The sequence below is a fragment of the Streptococcus sp. HMSC072G04 genome, from assembly GCF_001813295.1.
Taxonomy (GTDB): Bacteria; Bacillota; Bacilli; order Lactobacillales; family Streptococcaceae; genus Streptococcus.
In genome coordinates this window covers 82,688-98,230 of the sequence record NZ_KV812027.1, presented here as the reverse complement: position 1 = coordinate 98,230, position 15,543 = coordinate 82,688, and the positions used below count along the sequence as shown (strand labels likewise).

The 15,543-nt window shown below is 40.4% G+C and carries 19 protein-coding genes, 1 tRNA gene and 1 other RNA gene; 17 read left to right on the top strand and 4 right to left on the bottom strand.

From position 1 onward, the window contains the following. Window positions 1-66 precede the first annotated feature (66 nt). On the bottom strand, window positions 67-576 hold the full coding sequence (locus HMPREF2904_RS06225) for a helix-turn-helix domain-containing protein (RefSeq protein WP_014712806.1): 510 nt from the start codon (window positions 574-576) through the stop codon (window positions 67-69). A gap of 208 nt (window positions 577-784) precedes the next feature. On the opposite strand from HMPREF2904_RS06225, the gene HMPREF2904_RS12140 reads away from it, so the two are divergent. The 4 genes from HMPREF2904_RS12140 to HMPREF2904_RS06210 are packed head-to-tail and all read left to right on the top strand — an operon-like array spanning window position 785 to window position 3,331. Beyond that, window positions 785-967 carry a hypothetical protein gene (locus HMPREF2904_RS12140; RefSeq protein WP_080976925.1) on the top strand — a complete coding sequence of 61 codons (183 nt, stop codon included), beginning with the start codon at window positions 785-787 and terminating at the stop codon, window positions 965-967. Between the two features lie 45 nt (window positions 968-1,012). Further along, window positions 1,013-1,990 carry a hypothetical protein gene (locus HMPREF2904_RS06220; RefSeq protein ID WP_002887075.1) on the top strand — a complete coding sequence of 326 codons (978 nt, stop codon included), beginning with the start codon at window positions 1,013-1,015 and terminating at the stop codon, window positions 1,988-1,990. Window positions 1,991-2,001: 11 nt separating this feature from the next. Then, entirely contained in the window at window positions 2,002-2,190 is a 189-nt protein-coding gene (locus tag HMPREF2904_RS06215) for a DUF3173 domain-containing protein (RefSeq protein ID WP_000369785.1), read from the top strand. Window position 2,191: 1 nt separating this feature from the next. Then, window positions 2,192-3,331 carry a site-specific integrase gene (locus tag HMPREF2904_RS06210; protein WP_002887076.1) on the top strand — a complete coding sequence of 380 codons (1,140 nt, stop codon included), beginning with the start codon at window positions 2,192-2,194 and terminating at the stop codon, window positions 3,329-3,331. Between the two features lie 86 nt (window positions 3,332-3,417). Here the strand turns inward: HMPREF2904_RS06210 and HMPREF2904_RS06205 are convergent. From HMPREF2904_RS06205 to HMPREF2904_RS06195, 3 genes are all read right to left on the bottom strand, one after another. Next, window positions 3,418-3,490 (bottom strand) — tRNA-Lys (locus HMPREF2904_RS06205). A 5-nt stretch (window positions 3,491-3,495) separates the two neighbouring features. Further along, window positions 3,496-3,688, bottom strand: a non-coding RNA gene (gene ssrS, locus HMPREF2904_RS06200) — 6S RNA. A gap of 66 nt (window positions 3,689-3,754) precedes the next feature. After that, the gene (locus HMPREF2904_RS06195; protein WP_070661063.1) at window positions 3,755-5,026 is read right to left on the bottom strand and encodes a replication-associated recombination protein A; all 1,272 of its coding nucleotides are present in this window, start codon (window positions 5,024-5,026) and stop codon (window positions 3,755-3,757) included. A 114-nt stretch (window positions 5,027-5,140) separates the two neighbouring features. On the opposite strand from HMPREF2904_RS06195, the gene HMPREF2904_RS06190 reads away from it, so the two are divergent. The 13 genes from HMPREF2904_RS06190 (at window position 5,141) to HMPREF2904_RS06130 (ending at window position 15,196) form a co-directional block, all read left to right on the top strand. After that, complete coding sequence (locus HMPREF2904_RS06190; protein WP_070661060.1) at window positions 5,141-5,611, top strand: DUF3013 family protein; 471 nt, start codon at window positions 5,141-5,143, stop codon at window positions 5,609-5,611. A 54-nt stretch (window positions 5,612-5,665) separates the two neighbouring features. Further along, window positions 5,666-6,208: a hypothetical protein gene (locus HMPREF2904_RS06185; protein ID WP_070661058.1), complete on the top strand. Its 543-nt coding sequence runs from the start codon at window positions 5,666-5,668 to the stop codon at window positions 6,206-6,208. Between the two features lie 49 nt (window positions 6,209-6,257). Then, window positions 6,258-6,695, top strand: a complete 438-nt coding sequence (locus HMPREF2904_RS06180; protein WP_003014209.1) for an NUDIX hydrolase — start codon at window positions 6,258-6,260, stop codon at window positions 6,693-6,695. Beyond that, a complete protein-coding gene (locus tag HMPREF2904_RS06175) occupies window positions 6,692-7,588 on the top strand; it encodes a GIY-YIG nuclease family protein (protein ID WP_003014207.1) in 897 nt (298 codons plus the stop codon). The genes HMPREF2904_RS06180 and HMPREF2904_RS06175 overlap by 4 nt, the downstream gene beginning before the upstream one ends. Window positions 7,589-7,598: 10 nt before the next feature. After that, window positions 7,599-8,549: a 50S ribosomal protein L11 methyltransferase gene (gene prmA / locus HMPREF2904_RS06170; protein WP_070661043.1), complete on the top strand. Its 951-nt coding sequence runs from the start codon at window positions 7,599-7,601 to the stop codon at window positions 8,547-8,549. A gap of 1 nt (window position 8,550) precedes the next feature. Next, a complete protein-coding gene (locus HMPREF2904_RS06165; protein ID WP_070661041.1) occupies window positions 8,551-9,294 on the top strand; it encodes a 16S rRNA (uracil(1498)-N(3))-methyltransferase in 744 nt (247 codons plus the stop codon). 89 nt (window positions 9,295-9,383) lie between these two features. Further along, window positions 9,384-9,776, top strand: coding sequence for a DUF1310 family protein (locus HMPREF2904_RS06160; protein WP_070661038.1), 393 nt, complete (start codon window positions 9,384-9,386; stop codon window positions 9,774-9,776). 144 nt (window positions 9,777-9,920) lie between these two features. Continuing rightward, the gene (locus HMPREF2904_RS06155) at window positions 9,921-10,316 is read left to right on the top strand and encodes a DUF1310 family protein (RefSeq protein ID WP_070661036.1); all 396 of its coding nucleotides are present in this window, start codon (window positions 9,921-9,923) and stop codon (window positions 10,314-10,316) included. Window positions 10,317-10,508: 192 nt separating this feature from the next. After that, a complete protein-coding gene (locus HMPREF2904_RS06150; RefSeq protein WP_070661033.1) occupies window positions 10,509-10,901 on the top strand; it encodes a DUF1310 family protein in 393 nt (130 codons plus the stop codon). Between the two features lie 2 nt (window positions 10,902-10,903). Further along, a complete protein-coding gene (locus tag HMPREF2904_RS06145; protein WP_070661026.1) occupies window positions 10,904-12,220 on the top strand; it encodes a hypothetical protein in 1,317 nt (438 codons plus the stop codon). A gap of 3 nt (window positions 12,221-12,223) precedes the next feature. Then, a complete protein-coding gene (locus HMPREF2904_RS06140) occupies window positions 12,224-12,613 on the top strand; it encodes a hypothetical protein (RefSeq protein WP_070661024.1) in 390 nt (129 codons plus the stop codon). Beyond that, the gene (locus HMPREF2904_RS06135) at window positions 12,600-12,893 is read left to right on the top strand and encodes a hypothetical protein (RefSeq protein WP_070661022.1); all 294 of its coding nucleotides are present in this window, start codon (window positions 12,600-12,602) and stop codon (window positions 12,891-12,893) included. Before HMPREF2904_RS06140 ends, HMPREF2904_RS06135 begins: the two co-directional genes overlap by 14 nt. Window positions 12,894-12,976: 83 nt before the next feature. Then, window positions 12,977-15,196, top strand: coding sequence for a RelA/SpoT family protein (locus tag HMPREF2904_RS06130; protein WP_003013723.1), 2,220 nt, complete (start codon window positions 12,977-12,979; stop codon window positions 15,194-15,196). Window positions 15,197-15,543: the final 347 nt, after the last annotated feature.

Below are 15,543 nucleotides of genomic sequence, written 5' to 3'. Positions count from 1 at the left end.
TACTGCACCCCAAAAGTTAGACAGAAAAAATCTAACTTTTGGGATCAGTACATATCCTCGCTTTTTTTAATCTAATAGGTCCTTATTTTCAATTAAGAGTTCTAGTGGGGATTTATCTCTTGCTACAATAAAACCAGGTTCATATTGGTTATGAAATGTTCTTTTCTGAGAAGTTGGATCAATATACAACTCATCTCCATCTTCTGTGTATAGCTGGTTGCCTCTTGTTAGGTAAAGTAAATCCTCTAAGTACTGTCCATCAGTTTGTAGAAAATGTTCGATGTATTTGACAGCCTTTAAGATCTCACTTACTTTATCAGAGTATTCATTCGATTCAAGAACACTCTTTTCTAATTCAATCTCCTTACTCGTTCCAAAAAGTTGAGTTGGAGTTGCATTAAAATATTCTGCTATCTTATCTAAATTTGCAAAGGTGGGGTAGCTTTTTTGTTTTTCGTAGTCAGAGATGGATTGTTTACCGATTCCTAAATCTTCCGCAAGTTGAGTTTGACTCACTCCTTTTTCTATGCGTAGTCGTGCCAAATTGGGTCCAAAATTTTGAATAATAAAGGTCATGATGAACTCCTGTTTTTTATTTTAAACTTATTCTATCACCTATAAACTTACAAATCAAGTTTTTAATTGACTTCCAAAAATATTTTTTATAAAATATATTTATAACTTAAAAATAAGTTATAAATAATGCAAAATAGTTCATCTGTTTAGGAATAGTGAGTGAGGAGGAAGTTGAAGACGAGACTATGACTTATGACTATTCGAAGCCTTGGAGCTAGAAATTGTGTGGACAAGGACAAGGGACGAGCCTGACGGGAAGTCAGGCGAAGTCCTGCAGACTGCCGTCCAGACAATTTCTAGCCAAGCAAAAACTGGCTATTCTAACAGCCAGCAAAAAGGTACACTTAGGACAACGTCCAAAGAACGACGGAACGAGCAAACGTTGATTTGACGGTGTTTCTGAGACCTAAAAAATCTAAAAGAAGGGGGGACAATTTTGTTGGTTTCTATACAAGATTTAAGAAGCATTCAAGAACGATGTGAAATAGGAGAATTAGTACAGAGGTTAGATGTCAGTATTGATAGATTAACGGTTATCTGGGATACAGATACTGGTTCCCTAAGGCGGATTTTCAAAAATCTGAAACAGGCAATAAGTACAAGAGTTGATTCATTTGAAATATATGATAATGTTCGAGATGATGTCTTTACTTTAGCTAAAGATTTTAATGAGTATGATTCAATCAATATTATATTTTTTCAATTATCCACTTATGGAGGTGAACAATTGATTCGGATTGATTTCAATCCTAACACTTTAAAAGAATTTGATGGAATGAAAGTATGGAGGCAATTAATGTACTTTGCCAGATTGAATTCATTGACGGTACGTTTGTCTCGTTTTGATTTGGCATTTGACATTTTCAACAGGCCTGAGATCGTTAATTTGCAACATATTAAAGGTGGTGTTACCCATAAGGTCTTCTATGGTCGAGGGGGCGAATTAGAGACGAAATATTGGGGTTCTAGCGGTAGTAATGTACAAGTTAGGTTATATGATAAGAATAAAGAAATCATTGCTCACAAGCGAGAAGAGAAGCTAGATTTGGATGTAAATCCGTTTTGGTGGAGACTAGAGTTCCAACTCAGAACCAAAGCGATTGGTGAGGAGATGGTCCAAGATATTATGAGTAGACTTGATAATTTCGGATTTTATAAGCTAGATCATATTCGAGTGGATCAAAGAGCATTTACAATTATCTTTCTCAACAATCCTGAACTGTTGTCATTGGCTTTTCCAAAATTAAAATCAGACAGCATCAAAAAGAAAAAAACAAGAGTCCGCAAACTATTGAGAGAAGAAACGAATCAATTTGCGGAAGAATTAAAAGAAGTATTAATACAGAATCTCCCTAAATTAAATACAGAATTACAACTACTTGTAGGTGAGTTTCTGACTTTAGAAAATCAATAAGGAGGATAACTATGGATAATAATTTAATTAGCAACAAAGAATTAATTGAAATGGGCTATCGCCCTCACACTGCAAATGATATCATCCATCAGGCAAGAGAATTACTTGTATCACGAGGCTATACATTTTATAATCGCAAACGTTTGATGGTTGTTCCAAAAAGTGTTGTAAATGAGATTCTAGGAACAGAGGTGGCGTAATATGGCGAGTGTTCGTTATCGAAAGCGAGGAGATAGTAATTTATGGACCTATGAAATTCGTAGCGAAGGAAAAACTATTGCTCATAATAGCGGTTTTAAAACAAAAAAACTTGCAGAGTCAGAAGCTGAACCGATTCTGCAAGAACTTCGTTTAGGAAAAAGAATTTCTAGAGATATTTCTCTTGTCGATCTATATCAAGAATGGCTTGAACTAAAAATTCTACCGAGTAGTAGGTCGGAAGAGACAAAGAGAAAATATCTTCTCCGTAAAAACACAATTGAAAGATTATTTGGAAATAAAAAAGTCACTCAAATTCGTGCGAGTGAATACCAAAGAATAATGAATAAGTATGGGCAAACAGTTGGTAGAAATTTTCTTGGTAGATTGAATACTGGGATTCATCAAAGCATCCAAATGGCAATTGCCGACAAAGTTCTAATTGATGATTTTACACAACATGTCGAGTTATTTTCATCCAAAGAACAACAGATGACAGAAGAGAAATATTTACATACAGAAAGGGACTATCTGGATTTACTTTTAGCAGTAAAGAAAAAATTTGATTACCAACGTTCAATTGTTCCTTATATCATCTATTTTCTATTAAAAACAGGCATGAGGTTTGGAGAGTTAATAGCGTTAACTTGGAATGAAGTTGACTTTGACAGAGGACTGCTAAAAACATATAGGAGGTTTAATACCCTTTCTCATAAATTTGTCCCTCCAAAAAACAAAACGTCTATTCGGATGGTACCGATAGACGAAGAATGTATTAAGATATTACAAGACCTAAAAATTGAACAGGAGAAGGCTAATAAAGAGCTAGGAATCAAGAATAGGTATAAAATGATTTTTCAGCATTATGGATATATTCACTTGGTACCAGATATTGCAAGTGTCAATAAAGCTTTGAGTGTTCTTTTAAATGAATTAGATATTTATCCAATTATCACGACAAAAGGAGCACGTCATACCTATGGAAGCTACCTCTGGCACAAAGGATTTGACCTTGGAGTTATTGCAAAAATTCTAGGGCATAAAGATATTTCAATGTTAGTAGAAGTATATGGACACACTTTAGAAGAGAAAATTTTTGAAGAATTTAATCAAATTAGAGATGTCTGGAAAGATTGCTCATAAAAAAATGTGGGGCAAATGATGGGGCAAATCAGTTATAGACAAGCAAAAAAGCCTTATAAATCAAGGCTTTTTCCTGTTGATTTAGATGCCCCCTACAGGGCTCGAACCTGTGACCCATAGATTAAGAGTCTACTGCTCTACCAACTGAGCTAAGGAGGCAAATATAAAAAGCTGTATTGGTGCCGATACTTCACGATTTGTATTGAACCCGCGCAATTAAGCAGGTGGGCAACTCGCTCTGACTTAGCTGCTTCCGCGTGAAACGGCCTGCATACTGCCAGAAGTCTTTTGTTTCCCTAATAATACAAAAAATAGTCGGTCAACACTTAAGTGTGAAGTCGTACACCACAGCGTTTCTATATGTATATGATACCACATTTTGAAAATATTTCAAGGAAAAATCTCAATTTTTTGAAACCGATGTCACTTTTTCTTAAATTGATCAATCTTCTCCTTGGTGGCTCCGAGAGCACGCTCGTACTTGCCATTTTCATTGGGAATAAAGTAGGAAGCGTGTTTGAGCTTGTCTGGCAAGTAGTCCTGATTGACCCAGTTGCCAGGGTAGTTGTGAGGGTATTTATAGTTTTGCGCATTTCCCAGTTCCTTGCTTCCGGCATAATGACCATCACGGAGGTGGCGAGGAATAGGAAGGTTGCCAGAACTTCTAAGATCAGCCAGCGCTTTATCCATCGCAACGTAGGCTGAGTTAGATTTAGGCGAAAGGGCTAGATCGATGACGATGTTGGCGATGAGAATACGGGCCTCAGGAAAGCCGATGCGCTCAGCTGCTTGCAACGCCGTCACCGTATGAATCTGCGCATCTGGATTGGCCAGACCGATATCCTCATAAGCAATGACGGTCAAGCGACGAGCTAGGCTGGGTAGATCTCCGGCTTCGATCAAACGAGCGGCGTAGTGGAGACTAGCATCGACATCCGAACCACGGATAGATTTTTGTAGAGCAGAGAGCACGTCGTAGTGGCCGTCTCCATCTTTGTCCATGGTGATGTAGCTACGCTGGAGGCTATTTTCCATGATCCCTAGCGTAATATGGCGGATGCCTTCTGCATTTTCAGAAGTCGACAGCACCGCCAGATCGAGAGAATTAAAGGCAGAGCGAAGATCTCCATTGGTCGAGGTAGCGATGAAATCCAAAGCGTCCTCGTCAAGCACGACAGGAAAGTCAAAGCCACGCTCGGGATCATCCAGCGCCGTTTTCAGAGCTTGCTTGACCTCCTCCATCGTCAAAGGTTCCAGCTCAAATATTTGTACGCGGCTACGAATAGCGGGTGTGACAGAGAAAAAGGGATTTTCAGTCGTTGCACCGATCATGATGACAAGACCACTTTCGAGCAAAGGCAGGAGAAAATCTTGCTTGGTTTTATCGAGGCGATGGATCTCGTCCAAGAGCAGGACCAAGCCACCAGAAAATTTGGCCTCCTCTGCGATTTCTTGTAGGCGTTTTTTACTGTCAACTGTTGCATTAAAGGTCCGAAAGGCATACTTAGTCGTTCCTGCGATCGCAGAAGCAATACTGGTCTTTCCGATCCCCGGAGGTCCATAGAGAATCATAGAGGACAGACGATTGGCCTCGACCATGCGACGAATGATTTTGCCTTCTCCAACCAGGTGCTGTTGACCGATGACTTGATCGATCGTTCGTGGTCGCATACGGAGTGCGAGATTGTCGGGCATTTCCTTCTCCTTTCTAGCTTTGTCTCCTTTCAAAGAGGCGGTTTTTATGGTAAGATTGTAGTAACTATTGTATCATATTCCGCTCTAAGAGTGGGAAATTAGAAAGAGGACGCTATGTCTAAATACGGATTTTTGGATGTTTTAGAAGAGGAGATGGACAAGGTTTTTCCTTTTGATTTTGAGATCAATTGGGATAAGAAAAACCATGCTGTAGAAGTGGCTTTTCTCTTGGAAGCACAGAATACGGGAGGGGTTGCACTGGTTGATGAAGCTGGCGAAGAATCTGATGAGGATATTTTCTTTGAAGAAGCTGTCATCTTCTACAATCCAGCCAAGTCTCATGTGGAGGAAGATACCTATTTAACAGCGATTCCTTATGAGCCTAAAAAAGGCTTGTCTCGTGAGTTTCTAGCCTATTTTGCGACTTTTCTCCGAGATACAGCTGAGCTGGCCTTGGATGAGCTCATGGATTTCTTAGCAGACGAAGAAGCAGAGAGTTTTGAGATCGTCTGGAACCAAGAAGTTTTTGAAGAAGGCAAAGTTGGCCTAGAAGAAAGCACCTTTTATCCCTATCCAAGATATTAGAAAAGATTCTAAGTATTTTTTTTGAATACTAGATTCAAGGAGAAGGGGAAAACTATGCTAGGAAAAATCAAACAGTTTTTCAGGAGAAAGTCAGATAAATCTGAGCAATCAGTTTGCATTCTTCCCCGCAATCGCTTTGCGGATTTAGATTTTGAGCGAGTATTGAAGTCAGGAACTCGTTGTTGTGTTGATGAAGATGGGCACTATGTTGAGGATGGTAAAATCACATTATTTGAATTTTCTATAGACTTTGCAGAATTTGAGTTCATAGGTGATTTCAAAATTGAGGAGAAAGATCAGTTTAAGCAACTATTAGCTCGTTTGAATAGTTTTGACAATGCCATTCAGTCCCATTTGGAAAGCGAGTTGCAACAACCTATCCCTCAGTTTGCCAAGAATCTCGGCTATACTCAGAAGAGGTGGGAGAAAACCTTTTACTTCCACCCTTGGATATTAAGTTTTGATGAAAATCCTCCTAATCTTCGCTATGTTGCAGATTATGTAAATGATGAGTTTACGGTTTATTTTGCTAAAAAACATGGCAGATGGCAGGCGTACTGGGATGCAGAGTGCCAAAAGGTGATTGAAGAAAGCTAGCTAGGGGTTTTCTATAGAGTAGTAGTTATGATAAGAAAAGGTCATCATCATGGAATTGTTGGATAAACACTTGGATTTTACGGGTTGTAAAATTGCCCTCTTTTGTGGAGATAAGCTACTGACCATCTTGCGTGATGACAAGGAAAATATCCCTTGGCCCAATATGTGGGAGTTGCCAGGTGGTGGTCGTGAAGGGGACGAGAGTTCTTTCGAGTGTGTAGCGCGTGAAGTTTATGAAGAATTAAATATCCAACTGTCGAAAGAGGAAGTGATCTGGTCTGGGATCTATCCCAGTATGCTAGATGGGAACAAGAAATCTGTCTTTTTAGTTGGGAAGTTGACGCAGGAACAGTTCGAAAGTATCATATTTGGAGACGAGGGCCAGGGCTATAAGTTAGTGAGCTTTGAAGAGTTTTTAACTTCGGATCGGGTAGTTCCCCAATTACAAGAACGAGTGAGAGATTATGTGGAGAAGAAATTAGGATGAAGGGTAGTAAAAATATCAACATGTTTCTCATGGATGGAGAAGTTACTGGTATAATCAAATGTACCTTGTCCAATTGGACAGGTGTGATCTATAAAATTCCACGCATTCAATTATTAGATTTAAAATCACGTGACGAAATGAAGCAAAGTGGCATTTATTTCTTATTTGGTCGTGATGAAAATAAGCAAAAGGATGTTACCTACATTGGGCAGGCGACGAATCGCAAAAATGGTGAAGGTGTCCTTTTACGTGTTCAGGAACATACTCGTGATAACCATGCAGATTATTTTAATGATGTGATTATTTTGACGACGCAGAATAATTCCTTTGGTCCCACAGAAATTAGTTACTTGGAAAATAAATTTACACAACTAGCAAAGGACGCGGGGCGCTTTATTGTCAAAAATGGGAATGAGCCCAATTCTGGGAATGTAACAGAAGAAAAGCAGTCTGAGTTGGATGAGGTTGTAGAAAATACTTTGATGATTGTAGGAACCTTAGGGTACCGAGTGTTTGTTCCTATGACCAAGAAAACGGATCAGAATGTTTCTGATGAAAATTCAACTTATCTCTATTTGAAGCGAAAAACAAAGAAATCAAATCGAATGATTGAAGCTATCTGCGAACAGACTTCGGAAGGTTTTGTTGTTTTAGAAGGCAGTCAAGTGGATGAGGTTGATTCACCCGCAATACCAGCTAGTCTAAAAGAATTGCGTAAGGAATTAATCAAATCAAATGTGATTAAAGATGGTGTTTTACAAGAAAAACAACTGTTCTCCAGTCCATCTTATGCAGCTGCTTTTGTACTAGGAATGAATACGAATGGACGAACGGATTGGAAAAATAAGGACGGTAAGACTTTAAAAGAATTAGAAGAAACAATGGATTGTTAAGGAGAATCAGATGGAAACATGGCAAGAGTTAAAAGTTACAGTGAAGCGTGAGGGTGAGGAGCTAGTCTCTAATCTCTTGATCGAGTTAGGCGCCCAAGGGGTCGCAATCGAAGACAGCATGGACTATGTGGGCAACGTCAATCGCTTTGGTGAGATATTTCCTGATGTCGAGCAGCAAGAAGAAATCGTGGTGACCGCCTACTACCCGGAAACGGTTGATGTAGCAACAGTTGAAGCGGATTTGCAGGATCGCTTAGCAGAATTGACGGATTTTATGGATCTAGGAGAGGTCAAGATGGGCACGACTGCCTTGGCTGAGGAAGACTGGGCCGACAACTGGAAGAAATACTATGAACCAGCTCGCATCACTCATGACTTGACCATCGTGCCGTCATGGACGGACTATGAGGCGACTGCTGGAGAAAAGATTATCAAGCTGGATCCTGGTATGGCCTTTGGAACAGGAACTCACCCGACCACTAAGATGAGCCTCTTTGCCTTGGAGCAAGTCCTTCGTGGCGGGGAGACAGTGCTAGATGTGGGGACAGGATCAGGCGTCCTTTCTATTGCTAGCTCCCTTCTTGGTGCCAAGGAAATCTTTGCCTATGACTTGGATGATGTAGCGGTTCGCGTCGCTCAGGAAAATATTGAACTCAACCCGGGAATGGAAAACATCCATGTAGCTCCAGGCGATTTGCTGAAAGGCGTGGAGATTGAGGCAGATGTCATCGTGGCCAATATCTTGGCGGATATTCTTATCCATCTGACAGAGGATGCTTATCGCTTGGTCAAGGACGAAGGTTATCTGATCATGAGTGGCATTATCAAGGACAAGTGGGACATGGTGCGTGAGTCGGCTGAGTCAGCTGGATTTTTCCTTGAAACCCACATGATCCAAGGGGAATGGAATGCCTGCGTCTTCAAGAAGACCAAGGATGTCTCCGGTGTGATTGGAGGCTAGCATGCAGCAGTATTTTGTAAAAGGTTTGGCTAGCTCACCTGTCACCATTGAGGACAAGGAGACCAGCAAGCACATGTTTCAGGTCATGCGCCTGAAAGAAGAGGATGAGGTGACCTTGGTCTTCGATGATGGGATCAAGCGCTTGGCGCGCGTGGTCAATGTAGAAGTCCGTCAGTTGGAGCTGATCGAGGAATTAGCTGACAATGTGGAACTGCCAGTCCAAGTGACCATCGCATCAGGCTTTCCCAAGGGAGACAAGCTGGAGTTCATCACTCAAAAAGTGACGGAACTCGGTGCTAGCCAAATCTGGGCCTTTCCTGCAGACTGGTCAGTCGCCAAGTGGGATGGCAAGAAGTTGGGTAAAAAGGTCGAGAAATTAGAAAAAATCGCCCTTGGAGCAGCCGAGCAAAGCAAGCGTAATCTTGTCCCAAGCATTACCCTTTTTGAGAAAAAAGCAGACTTTCTGGCTCAGTTCGACCAGTTTGACCGGATCGTGGTGGCCTATGAAGAGTCGGCTAAAGAAGGAGAGGCAGCAGCTTTACTTCAGTCTCTGACCGGATTGGAAGCTGGAAGCAAACTGCTCTTGATCTTTGGACCAGAGGGCGGTCTCTCACCTGCAGAAATTGAAAGTTTTACAGCTAAAGGAGCAGTCCCTGCAGGACTTGGTCCTCGGATTCTTCGAGCAGAAACCGCACCACTCTATGCCCTCAGCGCCGTGAGTGTTGTTACAGAATTAATGAACTAACGAAGTGAAGGAATCGCTTCGTTATTTTTTTACAAAAATCTTCTATTTTCAAAAATTTTTACGAATTATAATATTGAGGAGAGGTGCATATGAATAAAAGAAAGAATAGACGACGTTTGGTATTTTCTGTGATAGTTGTTGGGATCTTGATCTGGGTAGGATCAAAAGTAAAGGATCATCTAGAATTCCAACAAGAAATGGTCCGAATTGTACATAGTAAGGAAGTGAAAGAGTTAATTGTACATGATTTGAAACAGAAAGACCCGGATGCGTTTACAGAAAAAGGAAAAATTCAATCGTATGAAATTGATGACGAAACGATCGAACACAATCCTATGGGAGGAATTATGTTTGAGGTAATAATTAATGGAGATAAAAAAATAACAGGTAGTATGGGATTATGGAAGCGTAGTGAAGATGGCCCTATTGAGTCTGTAGGGATGGATACCTCTGTAGGTCTTCAAGAACTTATGGAAGAGTAAGCTTGATATTTGCGGGAAAATCAATCATCAATGGGAGCAATCGGGTTGTTTATTTAGCTTTCTTCCAAATTATTAAAGTAAGAGTAATAAAATTGAAAACTAAATATTGTAAAGCGATACTACTAGGAATTTATGAGGATGAAGATGAAGCCAAAAAGAAAAAATTGTCGTTATATATTTGGAGTGTTGTTACTGGGAATCTTGATATGGGTAGGTTTACTTGTAAAAAACCATCTTGATTTTCAACATGAAATGGTTCAGATTGTCCGTAGTAAGGAAGTGGAAAAGCTAATAGAAGAAGAACTGAAGGAGTTGGATCCAAATGCCTTAACACCAAAATGTAAGATCCAATCGTATGAAATTGATGATGAAACGATTGAACACAATCCTATGGGAGGGATTATGTTTCGTATCATCATTAATGGAGACAAAGAAATAACCGAAAATTTTGGATTACGAAAAGATAGTAAGGATGCACCAATCGAACAAGTGGGAGTGCGTAAATCTATTGAGTTTCAAGATCTGGTAGAAAAGAAATGATAATCAAAATAAAAGAAAAGCATATTCGATTCGAATATGAAATATATTTTCTTTGAGCGCTTTGTATATTTAGAAAAAATTTTTTAAAAGGATCTTTTTTTGAAAATTTTTACGAATTATTAAAGTAAGAGTAATAAATTTGAAAACTAAATAGTGTAAAGTGATACTACTAGGAATTTATGGAGGATGAAAATGAAACAAAAAAGAAAAATCGGCCGTTATATATTTGGAGTGTTGCTATTAGGAGTCTTGCTATGGGGAGGTCTACTTGTAAAGAACCATCTTGATTTTCAACATGAAATGGTTCAGATCGTGCATAGTAAGGAAGTGGAAAAGTTGATAGAAGAAGAACTAAAGGCAACAGATCCAGATGCCTTGACGCCAAAAGGTAAGATCCAATCGTATGAAATTAATGATGAAACGATCGAACACAATCCAATGGGGGGGATAATGTTTGAAGTGACTATAAATGGAAATAAAGAGATAACTGGAAGTATGGGATTGAGGAAGAGTAGTGAAGATGGCCCGATTAGATCTGTAGGGATGTCTGAGTCTACAGAACTACAGAATCTAATAGGAGATTAAAAATGGTATTTAATGATGAACAAAAGAATGATATTGCATGGCAGGAATATACGAAATATAAAGTTGGAAATAAAGTAAAAATTGATACAGATAATAAGAAAAAAACAATAGGCTATGTTTCTGAAGTTTTTGGCCAGGCACCAGAAGAGGATATGGTTTCCTCTCTCGAAGACTTGAAAGCACGGTTTCAAGGAGCTCTATCTGGTTTAAATGGATATATTGTGACAGATAAAAAAATCACTCATGAAACCAGACCAGAAGATGTGCATGAAGTAACAATTTTGTTTGAGGGATCGGAAGCTAAATTTGATAAAAATTTCATGGGAGCCGTAGATGATTGGGTACTTACCGATGCTCCAACTGCATTACAAATATCAATGGCTAAAAGACTTGGAATCAAAACTGGGAAAACCTCCCAGCTTGATGCGGCTTCGAAAGAAGTAAAAGCAGCAATGGATAGATATCCGAATGCTCGTTTCAAATTTTATGCTCATTCTTTAGGGGGCTTAAATATCCAATCTTCACTGGGTTCTTTAGAGGATAAATATTTAGATAGAATTGATGGGGCTTATATATATGAAGCACCCAACCTTTATCCACAGTTGAGTGATGCAGAAAAGAAACAGGTCGATAAGATTAAATATAAAATTTTTAATTTTATAGACAAGCGTGACTTGGTCACATGGGAACATTCTGAAGAAGGGAATGAAGGAGTTGTTGGAACACTTGTTCGAATTGACAGTAAGGATGCTGGCAATTTAGGAAAACAACATATGTGGGGTGGTTACGACTACAAGTATGGCTACTTGAACGTCAAAGAAGAGAGTTTAGATGACTATCGGTTAGCTCGAATAAAGCAGACAAAAGAACAACTGCAGTTAAAGAAACAAGCGCTGGAGTCTTGGAAGAAAAGCGGACTCTCCGGAAGTGACCTCATTTCCATGGATACCATTCAGGCAATGGGAATAGTGGAGTCGCTGAAGGAGTTTACCCTCATTGCCTCTGATTATATTTTAGCTGTCTGTGATTTCCGTATTGCGGATATAAAAGGAACCTGGGAGACGTTATTAATTTCTTGCCGTTCAACTGTATTAGGGACCCGTTGCACAGAAAGTGATATCATAAGCGCACTTGCTCAAATTGGTGCAACAAAAGAAACGATTGAGACGAATCGCATCACAGAATTAGAAAAAATTAAAAAAGATACTCTAAAAATAAAAGAAAGTATTTTTAGTCTATCAACAGACATAGCGAAAGGAATTGCAACTGTAATAGGCACGGATGTTTCTCTAGCAAGCCAACTTCAATTGCAATGGTAAAGAATGGGCAACAAAGAGATTGAATACATTAATGCGATTAGAGAAGTAGAAGAAAAATGGAATGGTACTGAAGAAGAATTAAAAATGGAGATGAAAGAACTAGAGAAAAGAATGAATCATATCCATGATCAGTATTGTTTTACAAAACAAAACATTGAAATGATGGAAGAGGAAGTCGGATATTTCTCTAAGACGATGGGTAATACGGAAATTTTATCGGATTATTATCGTGAATTATCAGATGTTTATGAAGAATTGAATGCAGAGCACTATCACGAACTAGCTCATATTGAGGAAGCGCATCAGTTAAAACAAAAAGAATTACAGGTAGCCTCTGAAAAATATGCGAATGAGATTGCAAAATTACGAAAGGAGATGTATGTCGAAAATTGATCTTACAAATGATTTAACATACGAAGATAAGCGTTTCATGGCAGCTCTTCTTAGTGTTAAATTTATGGGGGAAATAGCCTTAACAAAGGCAACTGTTGACCAAAGAAGCATTAAAAAAAGAATTTTATCTAGTTTAACAGAACTTGAAAGTTCTTTAGATCAGGTTATTGGAACTATTGATTCGGATTTGGCTGGAAAATTTTCAAACTCTGTTAAAGAAGGAGTTGAAAGAAAGAAATTGGAGTTAAACGCTTTGCAAGAGTTTTGTAAGACAAAGTAGTATCCGTATATTAAAGTAGCTTCATTGGTTCCCATCTGCTTCTAAAAGTGTTAAAATAGTATCCAAGAAACTGGAGAAAACGAATGCCGAAAGAAGAGAATTTAACAGGGGACCAAGTCGTTGCCCTTACAAAAAAATATTTATCACCTGAAGATGTTGCTTTTGTACAAAAGGCTTTGGTCTATGCGGTTGATTGCCATAATGGGCAATTCCGTCAATCTGGAGAGCCTTATATCATTCATCCGATTCAAGTGGCAGGAATCCTTGCCAAGCTGAAACTGGATGCTGTGACGGTCGCCTGCGGCTTTTTGCATGATGTCGTAGAAGATACGGATGCGACTTTAGATGATTTAGAGCGCGAATTTGGTCATGATGTGCGCGTGATTGTCGATGGGGTGACCAAGCTCGGGAAGGTCAAGTACAAGTCCCATGAAGAGCAGTTGGCGGAAAACCATCGCAAGATGCTCATGGCCATGTCTCAAGATATCCGTGTCATTTTGGTCAAATTGGCAGACCGCTTGCATAATATGCGTACCCTCAAGCATTTGCGCAAGGATAAGCAAGAGCGCATTTCGCGTGAGACCATGGAGATCTATGCGCCACTAGCCCACCGTCTCGGTATTTCCAGCGTCAAGTGGGAGCTTGAGGATTTGTCTTTCCGTTATCTGAATGAAGTCGAATTCTACAAGATTTCTCATATGATGAAGGAAAAACGTCGCGAGCGAGAAGAGTTGGTCGAAGAGGTTGTCCACAAGATCGAGACCTATGCTGGGGAACGCCATTTGCATGGGAAAATTTATGGTCGACCAAAGCATATCTATTCGATCTATCGCAAAATGCAGGATAAAAAGAAACGCTTTGATGAAATCTATGACTTGATTGCCATCCGCTGTATCCTGGATACCCCAAGTGATGTTTATGCTATGCTAGGCTACATCCATGAGCTCTGGAAGCCAATGCCGGGGCGTTTTAAGGACTATATTGCCAACCGGAAGGCCAATGGTTATCAGTCCATCCATACGACTGTATACGGCCCTAAAGGACCGATTGAGTTCCAGATCCGAACCAAGGAAATGCACGAGGTTGCTGAGTATGGGGTTGCGGCTCACTGGGCTTATAAAAAAGGCATTAAGGGTCAGGTCAACAGCAAGGAATCGGCTATTGGGATGAACTGGATCAAGGAGATGATGGAACTCCAAGACCAGTCAGGCGATGCCAAAGAATTTGTTGAAAATGTAAAAGAAGACATCCTGGCAGAAGAGATTTACGTCTTCACACCAGATGGAACCGTGCGCTCGCTTCCGAAAGATTCTGGGCCGATCGATTTTGCCTATGAAATCCATACCAAGGTTGGGGAAAAAGCGATTGGTGCCAAGGTCAACGGCCGGATGGTGCCTCTTAATACCAAGCTACGGACGGGAGACCAGGTGGAGATTATCACCAATGCCAACTCCTTTGGTCCGAGCCGTGACTGGCTGACCCTTGTTAAAACCAGCAAGGCGCGCAACAAGATTCGTCAGTTCTTTAAAAATCAAGACAAGGAATTATCTATTAACCGTGGTCGGGACCTCTTGATGGCCCAATTCCACGAGCATGACTTGGTAGCCAATAAGTTCATGGACAAAAAGCACATGGACAAAGTGCTACAAAAATCAAGTTACAAGACAGAAGAAGCCTTGTTTGCGGCGATTGGTTTTGGAGAGATTGGGGCTATTACCATCTTTAACCGCTTGACGGAGGATGAACGCCGGGAAGAAGAACGGGCTAAGGCACGCGCAGAAGCAGAAGAGCTAGTCAAAGGTGGCGAGGTCAAGGTTGAAAATAAAAAAGACACCTTGAAAGTCCGTCACGAAGGTGGCGTGGTCATCCAAGGTGCTTCTGGACTCTTAATTCGGATTGCTAAGTGCTGTAACCCAGTTCCAGGCGATGAAATCGTCGGCTACATCACCAAAGGACGCGGTGTTGCCATTCACCGTCAGGACTGTATGAACCTCCGAGCTCAAGACAACTACGAGCAACGTTTGATTGATGTGGAATGGGAAGATAACAATACGACCAAGGACTACATTGCTCACATCGATATTTACGGACTCAACCGTGCCGGACTTCTGAACGATGTACTACAAGTCCTCTCCAATACAGCTAAGATGGTCTCGACCGTCAATGCCCAACCAACCAAAGACATGAAATTTGCCAATATCCACATTTCCTTTGGGATTCCAAACTTGTCTATGTTGACAACGGTTGTGGATAAGATTAAGAGTGTGCCGGAGGTGTACTCTGTTAAGCGTACCAATGGCTAGTCTTCTGCGAAAATCGACTTCATACTGCGTTAGTTTCGACTGGCCTAACTACAGTTATGCCTGCGTCTCACTGCCTTGTCTGATGTCGATTTTCTTTGAAGAAGCTAGGACGTGCTCAGAACTCTTTTATTGTTTGGTTAGCTAGTCTCGCCGTTCTAGAGTACTGTCTTGGTCTCGCTGCCTCGCACTAAAAGCAACTGAACAGCCTTTACTTTTCAGATGGTGTGCCTGCGTCTCACTGCCTTGTCTGATGTCGATTTTCTTTGAAGAAGCTAGGACATGCTCAGAAGTCTTTTATTGCTTGGTTAGCTCGTCGTCTGTGGTTGATGTTCTTTCAAGAGCATCAG